The organism is uncultured Sulfitobacter sp. (assembly GCF_947502895.1).
In the GTDB taxonomy this organism is placed as follows: Bacteria; Pseudomonadota; Alphaproteobacteria; order Rhodobacterales; family Rhodobacteraceae; genus Sulfitobacter.
On record NZ_CANNBM010000007.1, the window covers coordinates 37,107 to 57,580 of the forward strand.

The 20,474-nt window shown below is 59.2% G+C and carries 16 protein-coding genes; 3 read left to right on the forward strand and 13 right to left on the reverse strand.

Annotation, left to right across the window (positions count from 1 at the left end; translation table 11 throughout):
• Nucleotides 1-309 precede the first annotated feature (309 nt).
• Nucleotides 310-1,308 (forward strand): replication initiator protein A, encoded by a 999-nt coding sequence (locus Q0903_RS18215; RefSeq protein ID WP_299417654.1) that lies wholly within the window; start codon nt 310-312, stop codon nt 1,306-1,308.
• Between the two features lie 105 nt (nt 1,309-1,413).
• Nucleotides 1,414-3,195 (forward strand): methyltransferase domain-containing protein, encoded by a 1,782-nt coding sequence (locus tag Q0903_RS18220; RefSeq protein WP_299417656.1) that lies wholly within the window; start codon nt 1,414-1,416, stop codon nt 3,193-3,195.
• Here Q0903_RS18220 and Q0903_RS18225 read toward each other — a convergent pair.
• Nucleotides 3,192-4,589 (reverse strand): phosphomannomutase, encoded by a 1,398-nt coding sequence (locus Q0903_RS18225; RefSeq protein ID WP_299417658.1) that lies wholly within the window; start codon nt 4,587-4,589, stop codon nt 3,192-3,194. The two genes, Q0903_RS18220 and Q0903_RS18225, sit on opposite strands and share 4 nt — an antisense overlap.
• A gap of 149 nt (nt 4,590-4,738) precedes the next feature.
• Here Q0903_RS18225 and Q0903_RS18230 point away from each other — a divergent pair, with 149 nt between their 5' ends.
• Entirely contained in the window at nt 4,739-5,839 is a 1,101-nt protein-coding gene (locus tag Q0903_RS18230) for a DUF2793 domain-containing protein (protein WP_299417660.1), read from the forward strand.
• Between the two features lie 65 nt (nt 5,840-5,904).
• Here the strand turns inward: Q0903_RS18230 and Q0903_RS18235 are convergent, their stop codons facing one another.
• From Q0903_RS18235 to Q0903_RS18290, 12 genes are all read right to left on the reverse strand, one after another.
• Nucleotides 5,905-6,777, reverse strand: a complete 873-nt coding sequence (locus Q0903_RS18235; RefSeq protein ID WP_299417662.1) for a sulfotransferase domain-containing protein — start codon at nt 6,775-6,777, stop codon at nt 5,905-5,907.
• Nucleotides 6,778-6,824: 47 nt separating this feature from the next.
• A complete protein-coding gene (locus tag Q0903_RS18240) occupies nt 6,825-8,237 on the reverse strand; it encodes a mannose-1-phosphate guanylyltransferase/mannose-6-phosphate isomerase (RefSeq protein WP_299031769.1) in 1,413 nt (470 codons plus the stop codon).
• The gene (locus Q0903_RS18245) at nt 8,234-9,199 is read right to left on the reverse strand and encodes a sulfotransferase family 2 domain-containing protein (protein ID WP_299031766.1); all 966 of its coding nucleotides are present in this window, start codon (nt 9,197-9,199) and stop codon (nt 8,234-8,236) included. The genes Q0903_RS18240 and Q0903_RS18245 overlap by 4 nt, the downstream gene beginning before the upstream one ends.
• Nucleotides 9,200-9,221: 22 nt before the next feature.
• Complete coding sequence (locus Q0903_RS18250) at nt 9,222-10,133, reverse strand: FkbM family methyltransferase (protein WP_299031763.1); 912 nt, start codon at nt 10,131-10,133, stop codon at nt 9,222-9,224.
• A 1-nt stretch (nt 10,134) separates the two neighbouring features.
• Entirely contained in the window at nt 10,135-12,747 is a 2,613-nt protein-coding gene (locus Q0903_RS18255; protein ID WP_299417671.1) for a glycosyltransferase, read from the reverse strand.
• A 114-nt stretch (nt 12,748-12,861) separates the two neighbouring features.
• Nucleotides 12,862-13,875: a GDP-mannose 4,6-dehydratase gene (gene gmd / locus Q0903_RS18260; RefSeq protein WP_299031757.1), complete on the reverse strand. Its 1,014-nt coding sequence runs from the start codon at nt 13,873-13,875 to the stop codon at nt 12,862-12,864.
• Between the two features lie 108 nt (nt 13,876-13,983).
• Complete coding sequence (locus Q0903_RS18265; protein WP_299031754.1) at nt 13,984-15,129, reverse strand: hypothetical protein; 1,146 nt, start codon at nt 15,127-15,129, stop codon at nt 13,984-13,986.
• Nucleotides 15,126-16,256 (reverse strand): glycosyltransferase, encoded by a 1,131-nt coding sequence (locus Q0903_RS18270; RefSeq protein ID WP_299031752.1) that lies wholly within the window; start codon nt 16,254-16,256, stop codon nt 15,126-15,128. Before Q0903_RS18270 ends, Q0903_RS18265 begins: the two co-directional genes overlap by 4 nt.
• Nucleotides 16,253-17,038, reverse strand: coding sequence for a hypothetical protein (locus Q0903_RS18275; protein WP_299417674.1), 786 nt, complete (start codon nt 17,036-17,038; stop codon nt 16,253-16,255). The genes Q0903_RS18270 and Q0903_RS18275 overlap by 4 nt, the downstream gene beginning before the upstream one ends.
• A gap of 59 nt (nt 17,039-17,097) precedes the next feature.
• Nucleotides 17,098-17,949, reverse strand: coding sequence for a 3-deoxy-8-phosphooctulonate synthase (gene kdsA / locus Q0903_RS18280; RefSeq protein WP_299031747.1), 852 nt, complete (start codon nt 17,947-17,949; stop codon nt 17,098-17,100).
• A 57-nt stretch (nt 17,950-18,006) separates the two neighbouring features.
• Entirely contained in the window at nt 18,007-18,795 is a 789-nt protein-coding gene (locus Q0903_RS18285) for a manno-octulosonate cytidylyltransferase (RefSeq protein WP_299031744.1), read from the reverse strand.
• Nucleotides 18,796-18,952: 157 nt separating this feature from the next.
• Nucleotides 18,953-19,924, reverse strand: coding sequence for a KpsF/GutQ family sugar-phosphate isomerase (locus Q0903_RS18290; RefSeq protein ID WP_299031741.1), 972 nt, complete (start codon nt 19,922-19,924; stop codon nt 18,953-18,955).
• Nucleotides 19,925-20,474 lie beyond the last annotated feature (550 nt).

Genomic DNA, 20,474 nt, shown 5'->3' on the forward strand with positions numbered 1-20,474 from the left:
TTTGAAAAAGAGGAATGGTTGTCAGAGGTTTATGGCGCATCTTTGCACATGAGGCGACTCTGATACCACGATAAAGCGACTCTGAACCCACGAGCAGGCGACTCTGATCCCCCGTCCATTTGGTGCAGGCTGTTGCTGTGTGGCGTAGACGGAGCCTGTGGATAACTTTAGGGTGTTAGTGAAACCCCGAACGGGGACAGATTCGCGAACACGCGATACCAGAGGCCGCAAAGGCCCGAACGAGCAGAACAGCACAGGACCACTGTGCACATAAAACGGGGCAGCAATGATCTGCGCCAGAGGCAGGCAATGAGTACGACCACACGCACAGGGCTTTTGCCTGACCATCACCCGCAGGCGGATTTTTTCGTCTGTGACATTCTGGGGGCCAGCCCCAAGGATGATCTGGGCTCTATGGAGCATCCGATTTTTTCGCTGTCCACGCGGCCTGACAGGCGTATTCTGAGCTATGCCCATAATGGCACGCAGGTCGATGTCACGCCAAGCGTGCGTGGACGCGCCACAATCCATGACAAGGATATTCTGATCTATTGTGTGAGCCAGTTGATGGCAGCCCTGAATGCAGGGCGCACGATTGCCCGCACGCTGCATCTGACGGCCCATGATCTGCTGGTGGCCACCAACCGCGATACCAGCGGGGATGCCTACACGCGCCTGCGCGAAGCCTTCGAGCGGCTGGCAGGCACACGGATCACCACCAATATCGCGGCGGGCGGTGTGGAGGTCACGCGCGGCTTTGGCCTGATCGAGGCATGGGAGATTGTGCGCGCCACCCGCGGGGGGCGTATGACACAGGTAAAAGTCACCCTGTCGGAATGGCTGTTCAATGCGGTGCAGGCCAAATCCGTGCTGACGCTCAGCCGTGATTATTTCCGCCTGCGCAAACCGCTGGAGCGGCGGGTCTATGAGTTGGCGCGCAAGCATTGCGGACGGCAGGCCGAATGGAAGGTAAGCGTGGCGACATTGCACAAGAAAGCGGGCAGTGCCGCACCGGTGCGCGTGTTCCGCGCCGCTGTGCGCCGGATGATTGTGGATGCCAATCTGCCCGACTATGAGATGCGCGAAGGCGCCGATGACGTGATTGTCTTTGCCCGCGCGCGCAAGCCGGAGGTGGTGGCAGGCCCAGTGCTGAGCTCGGGCGCGCTGGACGCCGCGCGCAGCCTTGCACCGGGGGCTGACATCTATGCGCTGGAGGCCGATTGGCGCGCATGGTGGGACGAGACAGGCCGCCCGCGACTGGGCAATGCCGACGCCGCGTTTCTGGGCTGGGTCAAGACGCGGGTTTAAGGGCCGTACGATTGTTTACGCTTTCGGGTAGGAAGCATGTTTTGTACTGTCCGCTACAGCACGGCTGTCATGACAAGCTCTGCTGTTTGATTTCAAGGATGACATATGCCTCTCGAAAAGACTGTTTTGCCCGCACTGGCGCCTGATCTGCATCAATCACTTGACCGGATTTGGGATTGCGATGTGTCGATTGATCCGTTCCAGAACCATCCGCTGGTGATCGGGCGTACAGCACAGCTGAAATTTGCATTCGGTTTGGCACCACAGGGCTACGCACTGGAGTTCGGTGTGTTTGCGGGATATTCAATTCGCGCGCTGGCCTTTGCCCATCCAAAACGGAAATTCACCGGCTTTGATTCCTTTACCGGTCTGCCCGAAGACTGGGTGCGCAGCGCAGGCGACGTCTATGAGGCTGGCCATTTTGCGCTGGATGCTTTGCCCGTGGTGCCAGCCAATGTGACCCTGATCAAAGGTTTTTTTGACGACACACTTGGTCCGTGGTTGGAGGCCAATGCAGGCCCTGTCGGTTTTGTGCATATTGATTGTGATCTTTATGGCGGTGCGCGCCATGCATTGGACCTGCTGACGCCACGTCTGGTGGATGGGGCTGTGATTGTCTTTGACGAACTGTCCGATTGGGCAAACGAGGGTGTCTATCCCAATTGGGCAGAGCATGAATGGCGCGCCCTGAAAGAATGGTTGACGCAGACTGGATGGTGCTTTCGGATTTTGTCGCGCGACAAAGGGTTTGCTTGCGCGGTACAGATTTTTCACACCCCCCCTGCGGCGTATAATATGGCGCAGACCCTGGATGTGCTGACCCGTTTGGAGGATGTGGGCGAAGGCCCTGCTGTATTCGATTTTTTGCAGACAGATTTCGATGCTGCGCGTGCGCCGTTGAAGGCCGTTCATCTGCTGGCAAAGCGGCAGTTGGAAGCAAATGAGCCTGAGGCCGCGCTGGCGGTTTTGCAGCAGGGCCTTTCGCGGTTGGGGCCTAAGATACCGCGTACCACAATACGGATGTTCGAGCAGTTACACGCCACATTACTGGTCCGTTGCGGGCATGTGGCCCAAGCGCAGACCTTGTTGTCGGAGTATTTGCAGGCCAATCCGGATAATGTGCATGCGTTGGTGTTGAAGGGCACGATGGCGCGTCAGGAGAAGTCATACGAAGAGGCCGCAGCCTTGTTCCAGCGGGCGTATCATTTGTCGGGCAATCAGGCACATGCCAGACAGGCGCGGCTGGCTTCGCGGCTGGCGCAGATCAGACCTGAATTCCGTACGCCGATGTTCAGCGGCTGGTTGATCCAGCATCTGGTGGATGATCGCAGCTTTGAGACTGTTCTGGATGTGGGCAGCGGCGCAGGAGAGCAGGCGGCCTTGCTGCGCAAACACGGCAAGCGGGTCACGGAACTGGATTATGGCGAGAGCCACTATTTCAAGGAGGCCGAACACGCTGGAGAATCCGATATTCTGAGGGGTGATTTTGTCACCATGCCGATTGAGCAGGAATTCGACTGTGTGCTTGCTTCGCATGTGCTGGAACACCAGCCCAATGTGAATGCCTTTTTACGCAAGGCAAATGCCGTGCTGCGTGAGGGCGGCGTGCTGGGTCTTTCGGTGCCGCCGCTCAAGCATCAGATTGTGGGGGGGCATCTGACTGTGTGGAATGCAGGATTGGTTTTATACAATCTGGTTCTGGCGGGGTTTGATTGCCGCAACCCGTGGATCAGGCGGTACGGATACAATATCTCGGTGGTTGTCGAAAAGCGCAGCATCAGCCCCGCGGGGCTGGTATTTGACAATGGCGATATTGACCGTATCGCCGCCTACCTCCCAGAAGGTTTTGGTGAAGGTTTTGACGGCGACATTCACAGCTTTGGCTAGTCCAGCGCAGCTTTGAGCCGTTTCAGATGCGTATTGACCAGTGTTAGTGCCGCATCTGTGCTGTCGGCTTCGGCGTAGCAACGGCATTCTGGGGCATTGCCCGAGGGGCGCAGGTGGACGACTGATCCGCATGTAAATGTCACGCGCAGCCCGTCCGTGAGGTCGAGTGATTGCTCTGCCCCGACGCCTTTGAAGAAAGCGGTGCGGGCGGTGGCATCGGCGGTGAGGGTTGCGATGAAGGCTGCCGATCGCTCGGAGGGGACTTCCTGCACGCGGTCGGCAGCGGTAAAGCGGGGCGGCAGGGCGGCGACAAGATCGGTGAGCGTTTTGCCCTGTGCGCGTGCGGCGGCCAGCGGGGCGAGCATGGGCAGCAGGCTGTCGCGGGTCATCAGCGGCGGTAGGGCGCCGGTAGGACCGGTGGCAGTGAACCCCAAAAGGAAGCCCCCGTTCGCTTCATAGCCTGCAATTTTTGTCGCATTGTCGCTTGTTAGAGCCTGTTCCATTGCATCAATCACAAAAGGAGAGCCTATACGCGTGCGGGTGATGGCGGTGAACTGTGGCATCTGGTCGATCAGCGTATTGGACGAGACAGGGGTGACCAGAGTATCCGCGCCCAGAAACTGTGCCGTCAGCGGCCCCAGCAGATCACCGGCAATAATTGTGCCTGTGGCATCTGCCAGCATCGGGCGGTCGCCGTCACCATCGGTGGAGATGATGGCATCAAGCCCGTGTTCCTGCGCCCAGCCTGCCAGCAGGCCACGGGTGGCAGGATCAACCGCTTCGGTATCCACAGGGATGAACACATCCGAGCGCGCCAGCGCCACAGATTCCGCGCCCAAGCCCTCTAGGATATCGCCCATAACATCGCGCGCGACCGAGCTGTGTTGGTAGACACCGATACGCGCACCGCGCAGGGCGCCCGCGCCAAAGGCGTTTGCGTACCGTGCGACATAGGCGGGCAGGGCAGTGGTATCGGATTTGATCTGGCCCGGGCTGCCGGCAATGGTGTGATCCGTCTCTAACATGGCGAGAATAGCGGTTTCGTCCGCCTTGGAAATCTCGCCTTGGGGGATATAGAACTTGAGCCCGTTACGGTCGGCGGGGATATGGCTGCCGGTGATCATTACGGCAGCGTCGCCTGCGGACATCGACGCCAGCGCAAGCGCGGGTGTGGGCACGGCACCGTGATCGATGGCGTCCAGACCTGCATCGCAGACGGCCTGCATTACCGCAGCGGCTATATCGGGCGAAGAAGCACGCAAATCGCGGCCGACATGCACAGCGCGACCTTGCGGGCAGGCAGCGATAAAGGCGCGTACATGGGCGCGGACCAGATCATCGGTCAATTCTGTAACAAGGCCGCGCAGGCCGGAGGTGCCGAATTTTGGGGGCATGGGGGCTCTCGTTTGTTGAAGACTACGGGGTCTGTTGTAGGGTGCTGCGCGGGCGGGGGCAACGTACGCTCTGGCACGATGATGTTAAGGACTGGGGCCAATGATCCGCATCAATCCATGATCTTGTCCCAATTTGCCCGGAGTAGCAGATGCCCGATACATCCCCCGTCCTTGCCCTGCCCCTGATCCAGCCTGCACAGGCCCAGAAACACGTCACCCATAACGAGGCACTGCGGGTGCTGGATGCGGTGGTGCAACTGGTTGTGATTGCCGCCGATCTGTCTGCTCCGCCAACAGGCGCCAGCCCCGGCGACCGCTATATCGTCGCCTCCCCCGCCAGTGGGTCATGGACGGGCCATGCAGGCGAGATCGCGCTTTATGCGGATGATGCGTGGAGTTTCATTGCCGCGCAGGCGGGATGGTCTGCACAGGTGCTGACCCCCAAGGGCACGCTGGTCTTCGATCCGGTTGCAGGTTGGGAGGCCGCAGGGGGAGGGGCGGTCGAAACAACGCAGCAATTGGGCATCAACGCCACGGCAGATACAACCAACCGTCTGAGTTTGTCGGCAGATGCAACACTGCTGAACCATGAAGGGGCGGGCCACCAGCTCAAGCTCAACAAAGCTACGGTCGCAGATACGGCGAGCCTGCTGTATCAGACGGCGTTTTCAGGGCGCGCCGAGATGGGACTGGCGGGCGACGATAGCTTTGCCATCAAAGTGAGCGCGGATGGTGGCACGTGGCACGAGGCGTTGCGCGCCAACCCTGCGACAGGAGGCTTGCAAATCCCGCATCTGGTGACGGGTCTGGGGGTGACCCAAAGCCCCAATGACACAACACCGGGACGGCTGATGCGCACGGGAGACGGCTATGTAAAAGCCACGCTGCTGGGCACGGTGAGCGAGACGGCAGGGGTGCCGACGGGGGCGGTGATCGAGCGGGGCAGCAATGCGAATGGTGAGTACGTCCGCTTTGCAGATGGCACCCAGATCTGCACCCGCGAAATAGGTAATGTGGATACCAATATCGCGGCGGGGGCTGTTTTTCGCTCCAACATCATATCGGTGGATTATGCCAAACCCTTTGTGTCGGGCAGTCTGGTTGTAGGCGCTGCATCTTCGGTCAACACGGGGCTTTTGTGGGTCAACGGGCGTGCGACATCCCATACGGAGTGGAAATACACAGCGTTTTCCTACGCCAGCCGCACGAGCGACACGATCGCGCTGATGGCGGTGGGGCGGTGGTTCTAGGGACTACAACCGCTCAAGCTGTTTAGCGATAGTTTCATCAATGGTTGGCGCCTTTGGAATGTAGTTCACTGTTCTACGAAGATTGAGATCTTCTGGCGGGAGGCCAAGTGTTTTGCACATCGCATAGTATTCGTTAACGGCGGGGTCGAAAAGGATCTGGCGACGGTGATCCGGCGGGTAAAGCTGGCTTGCAGTGCAAAAGCATGCTGGGCAAGCTCTGCGCCTGCATTAAACAGGATTTCACTGCGGCTGTTGCTGACCAGAATCAAAGCACGCGGTGGTACTTTGTAGAGCGCCCCTTTGAACGGGGTAGAGGCCCCGTTTTTTCCGCCATAAACAAAATAGGGCAGCCATCCGCCAGGATTGGAAACCTTTCCGGTTCTGAACGGCTGTAAATCGATTTCGAGAAATGCCCCGATTTTTTGGGCTGCGTCGGGTTCGAACAGATCATTCTGGTGTACACCAAGGACACTATATCCCATCTGTTTGAGCCGTTTGACGCGCGCAAAGCGCGAGATGAAATATTTAGCGACTACTTTGGGATCCCAGAAAGAAAACGATGTGTGCTCGGGCAGGCGCCTGAAACGGGCAATGTTGGATTTAAGATCGTGGTAGTAATGCGAGATCACTGTATCTACAGGATTGCGCAGCGTCACGATGAAGCGCACATCATGCCCTTTGAGGCACTGGGAAATGTGTTCCCCCACAGGGTTTCTGGTTTCCAGATAGATCGGCGAGCAGTCCAGAAAATACCTATCGGGGGCGCTGTCGGGAAAGAGGTTGCAATACTTTTCATAAGGGGGCGCGGCACGCCTGCTGAAAAAATTCAACTCTTTCACTTTGGGTTTGTTGAAGGCAGCCCCGTTCCGGATAAGGTTATCGTGCAGAAAAGTTGTGCCCGCTTTTGCAAGGCCTGGTATGATCAAATGCCTTGTCATAGCGCTGTTTCCTCTGCCTGTTCCTTGATGGGTATGGGGCTGCCTGTTTAGGTGCGTGCGTAGACATCCTCGTAGCGGATGATGTCATCCTCGCCCAGATAGGTGCCGGTCTGGACCTCGATCAGGACCATGGGAACCTTGCCGGGGTTCTCCATACGGTGCACGGCGCCCAGCGGAATATAGACCGACTGGTTCTCGGAGAGCAATTTCACCTCGTCGTCCACGGTGACGCGCGCGGTGCCTGCCACCACGATCCAGTGCTCGGAGCGGTGCACATGGCTTTGCAGCGACAGGGCTGCACCGGGATGTACGTGAATGCGTTTGACCTGAAAGCGGTCGGAGAGGATGAGCGTCTCGAACCAGCCCCAGGGGCGGTGGTCGACGGGAAATTGCACGGCCTGTTTGGCCTTGCGCTCCTTGAGGGTGGCGACGGCCTTTTTCACATTCTGGCTGTCGGACATATCGGCCACCATGACCGCGTCGCGCATGGCCACGGCCACCACGTTTTTCAGACCGATGCCCACCAGCTCGATCTCGTCGCTCTCTGAACGCAGCAGGGTGTTTTCGCAATCGAACGCGGTGGTGTTGTCGGTCAGTGCATTGCCCGAGCTATCCTGACCGGATTCCTGCCAGACGGCTTCCCAGCTGCCCAGATCGGACCATTTGCCATCAAACCGCACAACCGAGACATTGTCGGCTTTCTCCATCACCGCATAGTCGATGGAGATGTCGGGCACCGTATCCCACAGGGCAGGATCAAGGCGGGTAAAGCTGAGATCGTCGACAGCGGCATCAACGGCGGCCTGCACGGCAGCCAGCACATCCGGGGCATGCGCGCGGAAGGCGTCGATCATCACATCGGCGCGCGCCAGAAACACACCTGCGTTCCACAGATAGCGTTTGTCGGCCAGCAGGGTTTCGGCGGTGGCGCGGTCGGGTTTTTCGATGAACCGCTCCAGCTTCATCACGCGGTCATGGGTTGTTGCGCCGCTCTCCAGCCAGCCAAAGCCCGTTTCGGGGCGGTCGGCGGCAATGCCGAAGGTGACGATCTGGCCCTCGTTGGCGGCCACGGCACCTGCGCTGACAGCATCGCGGAAGGCCTGCGCATCGGTGATGGCGTGATCGGAAGGCACCAGCAGCATCAGGGCCTTTGGATCGGTTTTGGCCAGAATTAAAGCGGCGGCAATGGCGGCGGGGGCTGTGTTGCGGCCCGCAGGCTCGATCAACGTGCCCTGCGCTGTAATCCCCAGTGCATCCAGCTGTTCCCCCACAATAAAGCGAAAGCTGTCACCTGTGACCAGCAGCGGATCGGCAAACCCTTCGCCGCAGAACCGTAGGGCAGAGGCCTGAAACAGGCTTTGATCGCCCATAATGGCTGCAAATTGTTTGGGAAAGCTTTTGCGCGAGAGCGGCCAGAGCCGGGTACCCGAGCCGCCACAAAGAAGAACAGGGGTAATCATGATGCGGTCCTTGGATTGACGGAGTGGATCAGTTCGTAATCGGTCGCGTAATAGGCGGTCAGCCTCTCGCGGATTTCGGGGGTCAGGAACGAGGCCTCCGAGAGGGGCAGCAGCCTGTCGAGTTCCGGGGGCAGCAGATCTTGGGCGCCTTGATGGGGTGTGCCTGCGCCACTGCCTGTCCGGTTTACGGCAGTAGCATCCAGCGTGATGCCTGTGCGTGCTTCCAGATCGGCCACTGCGCGCGGCAGGCTGTCGAAAGTATAAAGGTTGGGCCACTCATACGCGCCAAGATACAGATGCTGCGGGCGCCAGTGCGGGTCCAGTTGTTCTGCGGGCATGGCGGTGATGTGATCGACAAAAGCCTGAAACGAAATGCCGCGCGCAAAATCCGGGGTCTCCAGACCTTCGGCGGTCTGCACGGCGCGCACCACCGGACCGGTGTGATGGGTGACATTGGTATTTTCGGTACGGGTGTTTACGAATTTCTCGATATAAGCGCTGAGCAACCGGCGGGCAGGATCGCGCAGAATGGCAAAGCGGAACATCTCGGGATCGGCCATGAAAGATTCGGCGTCATCGGGCGCGTAATCAGACAGCTGCATACCGGTTTTCACATGATCGGTCAGCATATGGACACTGCGCAGGATCGTGGCGCTATGGGGGTGGCCCCCCAGTTTGACCATTGCCTGCTTGAAAAACGAACAGGCATTTTTGCCGATCGGGCAATAGATTACCTTTTGTGCAGGGGCTACGAAATACTGTGCTTCGGGCCAGGTCAGTGCGTTCTTGCGGGCGCGGGGTGACGCGCGGAATTCGGGGCTGTGATACAGGTTCGAGATCAGCGCATCGAAACTGTCAAAATGAAGCTTTGATATATCTGCGGGCGTACGACCCAGAAACATCCTGTAGGCGTCCACGATCATGTCGTCGCTGACGGCAGGGGATTGGGAGGGATTGGTCATCGGGGGGTAGTCTCCTGCGGGCTTATGTTAGATCGGGCGTGAGGTTCGGATTGGCCCACATTTGTACACCGTCGATGGCCAATGTCGGGCGACCGCCGTGAATAGGGGCATAGACGGGGCGGTCGGTTTCCATCCGCCATCCGGCAGCCAGAAAATGGGCGGTCAGGTGGCCTTCGATGGCGCGCGAATGGGTGCCAATCAAGATACGCGCGACGTGGCGTTTGATATCGGGGAAGTTGCCCAGCACATATTCCCGCTCCGCGCCCTGAATGTCGATGTGCAAAAGATCGATCCGTTTGCCTTGGGCCAGCTCGTCCAGCGGGTAGCAGTCTAGCACCTGCACATCGGGGTCGGCCTTGGCCAGTTCCAGCACGGCGGGGGGCGGGTAAAACATTGCCTCGCCGTTCCAGACGGTATTCTCGGCATCTGGCGAGGGAAAGACAGCATGACCTGTGCGCGGACCGGCGATGCCGTGGAACAGCGTGAAGTCCGTTTCATCAAAGCCGTTGAGCGCCAGTGTGGTGCGCGCATTATCCAGATGGTGCGCGTTGCCCTCGACACCGATCAGATCAACCTTGAGACCCGCATCGCGCGCGGCCACGCCGGTATTGGTCAGCCAGCAGCCCCAGCCGCAGCCCAGCTCGACGATGCGGAAGGTATCTTTTGCCTGCCGCACGGCGCGCAGGGCGGCGGCCCATTCCGCGATGTCTGCATGCCAGTTTCCGGGGTTGGGCGGGCCTTCTACGGTGCCTGCAAGCGCGTCGAGCTTGTCGGGATGTACCTGTGTGGGAATGCGCGCACCGATGAAATTGGTCACCACCCCCGGTGTGGGGGTCTGGTCGCGCTTCCAGGCCAGTTTGATCACATTGATGGCGTTGAAGGCACAACTATAATGGTACAGGCTTTCGATAGCAGGGCGTGTCTCGATGTCCATGCTACAGTCCTTTCAGAATCTCGCGCAGACGTGCGCCATACCGCTCGCCGATCGCTTCGACCGAGAAATTGGCCTTGATATAGTCCTGTGCGGCCTGTGCTTTTGCCACGCGCTGGTCGGGGTTGTCATAGGCTGCGCGCAATTGCTGTGCGGCATGATCTACCGATGGCTCTGCCCAGACCGATCCTTTGCGCACAAAGATGTAGTCCTCCTGCCGCAGCAGCGTTTCCTCATAATCGACCATCCAGGCTGTCGCATCCGAGCAGAAATCCATGTTCCCCGAATAAGCCGTGCAGACCACGGGCACGCCAAGGTTCATCGCCTCGATCATGCCAAAGCCCCAGCCTTCGGATTTATGCAAGGACACATAGACGTCCGAGCCGCGCTTGAGGCGCAACAGATCACGGTAAGACAGGGTTTCGTTCATCACGATGATGCGCGGATCGGAGGTGATGATGGTATCGACCTGATCCCACAGATTGACCTGCACACTGTCAAAAACGCTGTCGCGGTTTTGGGTTTTCACAATCAGGCGGGCATTGGGTACACCTTGAAACGCCTGCTGGAAGGCGCGCAGCACCGAGACGGGGTTTTTACGCTGCACAAACGAGAAACTGTCAAAGGCCACAAGGCAGACAAAATGGCTGTCGTTGAACTGGAACCGCCGCTCGACGAAATCGCGGCTGTCCTCGCGGGTAATGTCGGGCGTTTCCTCATAGCACATGCCGACATTCACAACAGGTTTGCCGTTTGCATCCTTTTGGTAAATCTCTACGCCGTATTCGGTCGAAACCCATATTTCGTCCAGCATATCCATGCCAAGATAGTGGCAATAGGCGGGCTTATCGAGCTCCCAGAAAAAGTAGCCGATGTTATACGTCCCCGAAAACACATCGGGCTGGTAGGCGAATGCCAGTGGTGTGGATTCCGCATTGAGGTGGATCATGTTGATCTTGGCGGGGCCATATTCTTCGATCATTGTATCTGAGGAAAAACCTTCGGGCGCGGGATTATCCAGATCGAAATCCACCCCGCGAATGTCCAGACCTGTGGTGCGCATAATGGCGGCGGACAGGCGTGTGGCTTGCCCCAGACCCGAGGCTTTGGCCAGCGGACCGATCAACTGCACATCGGCCATGCGGGCTGTCGCGTCTACGGGCGGCAGGGCTGCCGCCTCAAACCGGTTGCCATCTGGATCGCGGGTCATAAAGCTGTAGCTGACCAGATCGAAATGCTTGTGGCGCAAGGCAGCGGCGTAGCGGTCATAGGACAGGGCAACAGGGGCCATCATTTCAGGCTCTGTTGTGGGGGTTTCGCTGTCTTCGTCTGTGGTGTCACTTGCGTCGGTCCGGGGCAGGCCTGCGCGCAATGTATTCACAAAATCCTCAAACTCGGACGGCCCGCCGTCTGTCGCGGGGGCCAGCAGTTTTGCGATCTGGTTGCGCGGGATATAGCGCAGGACATCGGGGCGACGCGCGGCGATGACCAGCATCGCCAGCACCAGTGTCTTGCGGCCCTCTGCGGTGCCGGGTTTCAAAAAGTGCAGGCGCGGGGTGTCCTGAAAGAACCGTTCGGTGAAATAGCTCAGCGGCCAGGCGTCCAGACGGCGCGAGGGATGCACACCGCGCAGAAAATCCGCATAGCGGTCAGGGACCAGACAATCCTCGAAGAACATATGGGTGCTGTCCTGATGCGCCCACCAGAACAGCACATCAAGATAGCTGTCGCGGTCATTGAGATTGATGTTGCCCAGCATGTCGGCGCGGCCTGTCAGGCGCCACCACATCATCCGTGTGAGCGAGAACTGTTGCCCCCCCATCACCATGGGTGTGTTGAGGTATTCGATGTTTTCCGCACTCAGCGGGACGCGGCGCTTTTCCTGACCGCGGTAGGAAGTGAGATACCAATAGAGGTAGCGGTCAGCGGATTCGAGACCGGGACCTACTTTGTACTGCTCGTCCATGCGGTAGCGGTAGCGTACGTAATCCAGATAGGCAGGGTGGCCCGAGACGGGCAGATCGGGGATCACCTTGTCTTTGGTGAACATGCGGTGGTGTTTTTCAAACGCCGGCTGCACGATTTTCGGCAGGGGCGCATCGGGGGTTTCTTCCAGCAGGGCGTCAAGGTCGTCGAGATATTCGCGCAAGGCGAAACGGCAGGCACGGATGTCGCCTTTGTGGGGTTCTGGGTTGGTGGTGTCGACCTGCATCTCGACCTCGCCCAGCGTTTGCTCCTGCGCGCCCATGGTGCGGACCACGACAGTGCCCCCCGCCTTCTGGATTGCGGCGAACATCGTATCGGAGAGCGCAAACAGAAAGCCGCACTCGGCCTCACAGCCGTGGGCGGCGGCCACATCGCGGCGGTTGCGGTCGGCAAAGCCTGCCTCCAGCACCGTGTCGCCAGCACAAATCGCAACCTGAACGCGGCCCTTGCGGGTGGCGCGGGTATAGACCCAGCCGCGTAGGGTGCCATCCTCTGCGATGCCCTCTACATGGCCGTGGAACGTGCCGGTGCCCGTGCTTGTTTTCAGCAGGCTGTGTTTCAGGCGGCTGGCACGGCGGCGGGCAGCGCCAAGAGCGCGGGTGGCGAAATCAGGTGCGGAAGAACCAGTCACAGTGGGGGCATCCTTTGTCAAACTTGCGCAGATCGCGCGCCGTGAAAAATCGGGGGCTGAAATATCAAAGAAGCAGGGGCAGCACCCGAAGGTCTGCCCCTGCCTGCATCAGCTTCAGGCCAATGCGTCATAATCCGATTTGGCCATCGCTGCGGCCAGACCGCGGATATCCATGGTGGCCTTCCAGCCCAGCTTGGCCTCGGCCTTGGAGGGATCACCGATGAGCAGATCCACTTCTGCAGGGCGGTAGAACTTGGGGTTCACGCGCATCACCAGCTTGCCGGTTTTGGTGTCGGTTGCTGTCTCTGCCTCGCCTTCACCGGACCATGCGATGTCCATGCCCATGGCCTCGCCCGCGAAGGTAAAGAAATCGCGGATGGTGGTGGTGACACCTGTGGCCAGCACATAATCGTCGGCCTCGTCCTGTTGCAGCATGCGCCACATGCCCTCGACGTAATCGCCCGCAAAGCCCCAGTCGCGCTTGGCGTCCATATTGCCCAACTCAACCGGTGCGTTGCCGCCATGCGCCAATGCGGCCAGACCCAGCGTGATCTTGCGCGTCACGAACTCTTTGCCGCGCAGGGGGCTTTCGTGGTTGAACAGGATGCCCGAACTTGCGTGCATGCCAAAGCTTTCGCGGTAGTTCATGGTGATATAGTGCCCGTATACCTTGGCCACACCGTAGGGCGAGCGCGGGTAGAGACGTGTTGTCTCGGACTGGGGCACTTCCTGGACCAGACCGAACATCTCGGAGGTGGAGGCCTGATAAAAGCGGCACTCTGGCGCCAGAGTGCGCAGGGTATCGAGGATACGCACCACGGCCATGCCATCGACATCTGCGGTATAAACCGGCAGCTCCCATGAGGCGCCGACAAAGCTTTGAGCGGCGAGGTTGTAGAACTCGTCCATCTGAACATCGCGGATAACGCGGTAGATGTTGTTCTGCTCGGTCAGGTCGAATTCGTGCAGGTGGACCTTGTCGGCCACGCCTACTGCTTCGAGCCGCGTTGTTTCGGGCTGCGAGATGCGGCGGACACCGCCGTGAACCTCATACCCTTTGTCGAGCAGCAGCTTGGCCAGATAGGCCCCGTCCTGGCCTGTGATGCCGGTAATGAATGCTTTTTTCACCCTAGATCCCTTTGTCTTAATTCGCTTTGTGCTTATGGTCTGCGCCCCGAATATGCAATGTTGATATACAGGGCTACCGCGTCTGGGGTGCGGTGTTTGGCCTGCAGGCTAGGCGGGTTTCGGCGCCCAGCCCACAGCGATGTCGGTGTCGATCTCGTTATAGCCCCATGCGGCGCGTAGTTGCTGGCGGAAACGGTTGGGTTTGGCCGCCAGACGCAGCCCGTCTTTTGCGGTGACAGGGCAGGGCGATCCTGCCAGAATATCGCGCCAGAAATCAGGGCAGATGACATCATCGCCGATATGGATACCCTCGCTGCCCACCGTAAAGGTGGCAGGGGTAAAATCGGGCAGCAGATAGTGGCCGTTTTTGCCAAAGAAGCCCGCCTCATAGACACAGCTGGAAGACAGTGCTGTCACGCCGGTGACATTGGGGTGCGAGACAAGGCGGTAGAAATTTTCGGTGCTGACAACCGTATCGGGCAGCATACGGCCCAGTTTCGCGACGGTTTCGGGCTGCGGCTCCAGCGGGTGTTCCTTGATAATCAGGTGATCATAATCGCGCGCGATCTCTTTGAGCGTATCGAGATAATCCAGCACCGTTGTAAAGCGGCCGTCACGGATGACGACCTTGTCAAAGCGGGTTTGCAGGATCACCAAAAGGCTGTTGGGGCGTGGCGGGCGCGGGTTGACCTTGGCCACATTCGAGGAAACGATGCCGGCCTGCAGACGGATCAGATCCTGTGGCACTGCATGGGGGCGCAGGGCCTGCGTGATGGCGGGTGTGTGGCTGCTCAGCTCGAACATCACATCATCCATGAACCGCACCGGCGAGAGCGAACAATCGACAAAGCCGATGGCGTGGCGTTCCAGAAAAGCGACCAGAAAGGGCGGCAGCTCGAAGCCTATGACAAAACTGCCCCCGAACCAGCGCAGCAGCAGATCCTCGAAGGGGGCGGGCAATGTGGTGGCGCCAAAGACGGCAGGCCATGCGTGGATGCTCGCATGGTGGTGGCCCATCATGCGGTAGATCGCCTCGACAGTGCCGGCGTCCAGACGCGCATGGTTGAGCCAGTTGTTGTCCCAATGCACGATCTCGGCTTTTAGACCCGTCGCCATTTCCAGCGGCACCTTGAGCAGCTGGTAGAGCCACTGGATGTTTTCGTGCTGGGTCGGGCGCAGGCCACCGATGGAGGGGCGCAGGAAATCGCCTGAAAAGACGATGCGGCGGGGCGTATCGGGGACGGTCTTGCTCATGCGGCACGTACTGCGTGTTTGCGCGCATGGGCGGCGCGCAGCAGATGGGCAAAGACGGGCAGCCAGCTGTCGCTGTCCTCGTTGCGCAGGGCGTCCAGCATGTGCCGCGACAAAGCCATGCGGCGCTCGGGATCGTCGAGCAGGGTGGCGATGCGGTGGGCAAAGCTCTCCTTGTCGTTGCAGACCAGATCATCGGGCAACAATGTCTCTAGCCCGCGCGCGCCCTCGTCCGAGGTGATGACAGGCACGCCGTAGGCGATGGCCTCAAGGGTTTTGGTCTTGATCCCGCCACCCGCATAGGTGGGGTTGAGGGCCAGATCGACGGCGCGGTAAATCCAGGCCAGATCCTCCACATCCAGATGGCGCACCAGTTTGACATTGGCAGGGCAGGTCTCGGGGACGGTGACATTGCCGACTACATGCAGCGTAAGCGTGCGCGGCACCAAGGGCAGTACCTGCTCCAGCAGATAGGCAAGCGTCATGTCGTTGACGTCCGATTTGGCGGCGATGAACATCACCTCGCCGGCCATGTCGCGGACCGAATAGATAGGTTTGGGCGGCAGGCGGAACGGAGCGGTGACCACGGGCGTATCCGTGATGGCAGCAAATTCGGCCTGATCGGCATCCGACAACGCCAGTGCGATGTCATAGCGGTCCAGCTCGGCACCTTCTTCTTGTGGCGTCATAGGAAAAGTGGGCACCAGCCCATGGGCGGCAAAGGATCGTGTGCGCTGGGACTGGCAATCATGGGTATCCACGATGCGCAGCACGGACTGGTTGATGTGGCGGACCATCCAGTCACGGTTGAAGTAGGGGGTCAGCACCGCGTCAAAGCCGCCTGCCTCTACCAGATGCTTGACGCCTTTGACCGTGACCTGACGGTCAGGACGTACCCCTGATATCTGTATATGGGGCGTCTCTTCATGGTGCTTTTGAAGTGTGGAGCGGTCGATGATCTCATAAGGCAAGGTGGCGGCAGCAGCGCGGAATTTGGGATCCATCGTGACCGAAGCGATGATCGTCAGATCGCAGATTTTGGCCAGCGAGCGGCACAGGCTTTCCATGCGCACGGCTGTGCCCACTTTGGCGTCCCAAAAAGGGAAATCACAGATCACCGCTATTTTCATGCGGCAGGCTCCGCATTTGCATCCGTGTCAGCGGGGGCAGGGCGGCAGACAAAGCTGTGGATGTTGGCACCCAGCAGGCGGGTGTCCACATCATTGGGCGTCACGAAATCAACAACGCGGAATTCGACCGGCAGATAATTTGCCGCGCGCACATGCTCGGGCATCAGATCCAGTGTGGCACGGAAGCGGGCGATGTTGCCCTGCTCGGTAATCTCGATATCTGCGCTCTGGCCTACGGCCTGAACCGACAGCCCCTCCATCTGAGCGGCCTTCATCACATAGCCTTCGATCACGATTTGTTGGGCGAAATTGCCCAGATGCGGCACGCAGGCCACCGACATCTCGCCCGGGCGCATCCAGCGGTGGCAGACGTCTTCGCTGGTCTCCATGGGATACCAGCCGTCGGCCAGAATTTCGGGACCAAAGCTAAAGCTTTTCTCCCGTGCGCCCAAAGCCTCGTTGCGCGCACCATAAGCGGCAATCACCATGGGATCTTCGTAGATCGAGGCGGGGTCGTGGGGGTTGCGGCTCTCCAGCTCGAGGCGCATCAGATAGACCTGTGCCTGCATTTCGCTGATACGCTTGTTGACCAGCGCATAAAGCTGCGCTGGCGAAAGCTCTCCCTGAACGGCATTTGCTGCCTCGAAGACCTGCGCGATATGGGCCGGAATATTGGCCAGTGCGGCCATGTCCACTTGTGTGCTGACATGGTGGCGGGTCCGGTCAAGCTGCATCAGCATGCTGACTTCAGCGGCGAGTTCGGCGGCGGTTTTATCGCTCATCGGATTGGTCCTTTGTGGCGGGTCGTGCGGGGTGGGCACATCAGCAGGGTGCTGGCTGCTCAATCGGTCAGGTTCAGCGGCTCTTGGGATTTGGTCAGATCGTCGATGCTGCGCAACTGGCCGATCAGCTGGGCCATCTTGTGCACGGGGATCATGTTGGGCCCGTCGCTGGGGGCATTGTCGGGGTCTTCGTGGGTTTCGATGAACAGGGCCGAGACACCGATGGACACGGCCGCACGCGCCAGAACGGGGGCGAACTCCCGCTGCCCGCCGCTGGTGGTGCCTTGCCCGCCAGGCTGCTGGACCGAATGGGTCGCATCGAACACAACAGGATATCCAGTGGACGCCATGGTGGGCAGGCCGCGGAAATCACTGACAAGCGTGTTATAGCCAAACGAGGTGCCGCGATCACACAGCATGATCTTGTCATTGCCGGTGGAGGCAATTTTTTCGGCCACATTGCCCATGTCCCAAGGCGCAAGGAACTGGCCCTTTTTGACGTTGATTGCACAGCCGGTTTTGCCTGCGGCCAGCAACAGATCGGTCTGGCGGCACAAGAACGCAGGGATCTGGATGACGTCCACCGCCTCGCCTGCGGGTGCGCATTGGGCTGCATCATGCACATCTGTCAGGATCGGGCAGCCGAATTCTTCGCGGATTTTGGACAGGATGGTCAGGCCTTCTTCCATGCCAAGCCCGCGCATGGTGGTGATGGACGAGCGGTTGGCCTTGTCATAGCTGGCCTTGAAGATAAAGCGCGTGCCCGTGGGCGCGCAGGCCTCGGCGATTTTCTCGGCCATCATGCGGGCATGATCGAGGGATTCTAGCTGGCAGGGGCCGGTGATCAGGGCAAAGGGGTTTTTGCCGCCGATTGCGATATCGCCTACGGTTACTGTTTTTGTCTCTATCATGGCAGTGCCTTTCCAATTTTGGGGGCGGATTTTCTAAAGGGTCTCTAAAATAAGGGGCTACATAGCCGCAAGGGCAGCCTCGATGCGTGGTACGTCCGAGGGGTTGTTCAACTCCCAGAACACGCGCCCGCGCGCATCCACCTCGACACAGCGCACCGGTGTGCCTGCGTGCAAGAAGCGCAACTGCTCCAGCCCCTCCAGCGTTTCCAGCTGGCAGACGGGATGGGCCATGTAGGCCGCCAGTGCGTCGGGACGGTAGGCATAGACGCCCACGTGGTGAAAGACAGGGATCGGCTCGGGCATCTTGCCCGGATCGATGTAGGGCAGCACTTCTTTGGAGAAGTAGAGCGCGTTCATATTGGCATCGAACACAGCCGTCGTGCCGCCGACGCGGCCCTGGGCGCGGTCTTCTTTGAAGGCATCATATGTGTCGCGGTCACAGCGCAGCACGGGCGTGGCCATGCCAACGCTGGCGTCCGCTTTCATCGCCTCGATCAGCGCCTCGACAAACCACGGGGGTGTCAGCGGTGCGTCGCCCTGAAAGTTCACGATCAGATCGGCCTCGATGCCCGATTTGGCCATGGCATCGGCACAGCGCGCTGTGCCGTTCTCGCAGGCCTCGTCGGTCATTACCACATCGGCACCGAATGCCTTTGCAGCATCGGCGATACGGTCGTCATCGGTGGCCACATAGACGGCATCCACACCCTTGATCTGGCAGGCCGCTTCCCAGCTCATCTGGATGAGGGTTTTCTCGCTGCCGTCTTTCTGGCGCAGGGTGGCCAGCGGTTTGGCAGGATAGCGGGTCGAGGCATAGCGTGCAGGGATGAAAATAATCGTTTTCATAAAATCTCCGGTGGGCGCAAAAGACAGGTCCGCTCCGATCAGGGAGAGGGGTTATCTTTGCTTAGAACATCTGGTGAAGCTGTTGAACCATAATATGTAGAAGTGCGGGATGCGCGCAGCGGGCAAGCGGCCCTGTGCGCGCATCCCCGCGCATTGTTCAGGCGACGCCTGCGCGCAGCAGATCGTGGATGTGCAATACGCCGACAGGAACATTATCATCGCCTGCGACCAGCAGCACATTGACCTTACGCTCGTTCAGGATGGCCAGTGCTTCGGGGGCCAGCATATCGGGGGCCACCACCAGCGGGGTACGGTTGGCGATCTGGGCGGCGTTGCGCTCCATCAGGCCGTCCATGTTGCGGCGCAAATCGCCATCGGTGATCACACCTGACAGCACACCCTCCTTGATCAATACCGCGATGCCGAACCCCTTGGAGGTCATGGCCATGAGCACATCGTTCATACTGGCGTCTTCTTCCAGCACGGGAATATCGTCGCCCTTGTGCATCAACTCCGAGACCGTGCGCATCTGCGCGCCCAGCTTGCCGCCCGGATGGTAGATGCCGAAATCTTCGGGTGCAAAGCTGCGTTGCTCCATCAGCGCCACAGCCAGTGCATCGCCCATGGCCAGCGTCAGGGTCGTAGAAGTGGTAGGCGCCATCCCGATCGAGCAGGCCTCGGGCAGTTTGGGCAGGGTCAGCTTGTAATCGGCAGCCTGCATCAGGGTGCTGCCCGCATTCGAGGAGATCCCGATCATCGGGATCGAAAAGCGCTGGGTGTGATAGACCATATCGCGCAATTCGGCAGTTTCGCCCGAATTGGAGATCAGCACGCAGACATCATCGCGTCCGACCATGCCCAGATCACCATGGGAGGCTTCGGCGCAATGCACAAAATATGACGGCGTGCCGGTCGAGGCCAGCGTGGCCGCGATCTTGCGCCCGATATGGCCCGATTTGCCGATGCCCGAAATGATCACACGGCCTTTGCAGGCCAGAATGGCACGTACGGCGGCGCTGAAATCAGGGGCAAGGTTTTTGGCCATATAGCTTAGTGCGTCGGCCTCGACATCCAGAACGCGGGCGGCACTTTTGGCGATGGCTGTATCTTGATCGGCGGTGGTGGTCATATGGGGTGCCTTTGAATTGCGAGTATTAATGGGTGCGGCCTAACACGGCTGCTGTGGGAAAGTCATGAGACGATTATTGCGTGCGCAGCGTGCAACGCCCGGACGGCCTGTTGTACGCGGCGCGCACGGGAAAGGCGTATGGCATAGCTGCTCCTCTGGGCCGTTTATCAAGGCCGTTTTGTACAGGCAAGCAAGGTATCCCCCTGTTGCTGTATGTCTGAAATTTCCGTGGCCTGCCGAGTGTAAATAAGACCCGTTGATGCAATGCCGCAGCTTGAAATATACAGTCAAATATATCCATAATGCCAAAGTTATGCAAGATGATGCACTGGCATACTGTGCCGTGTACATGCTGTACCTGCGGGCAGGCATGGGCCAGTCCTGTCTGGTCCGCGCTTGGGCGCCTATTTTTTGTGCGCCTTTTAAGGCATTGAAAAAATTGAAAATTTGCACATCTTGCTTTACGATAGCGACCTGTTTAGACAGAGGCCATTCTTATTGTAATGCGCATGTTTATTATGACCGGTTACAAAATTCATGGATGACGCAC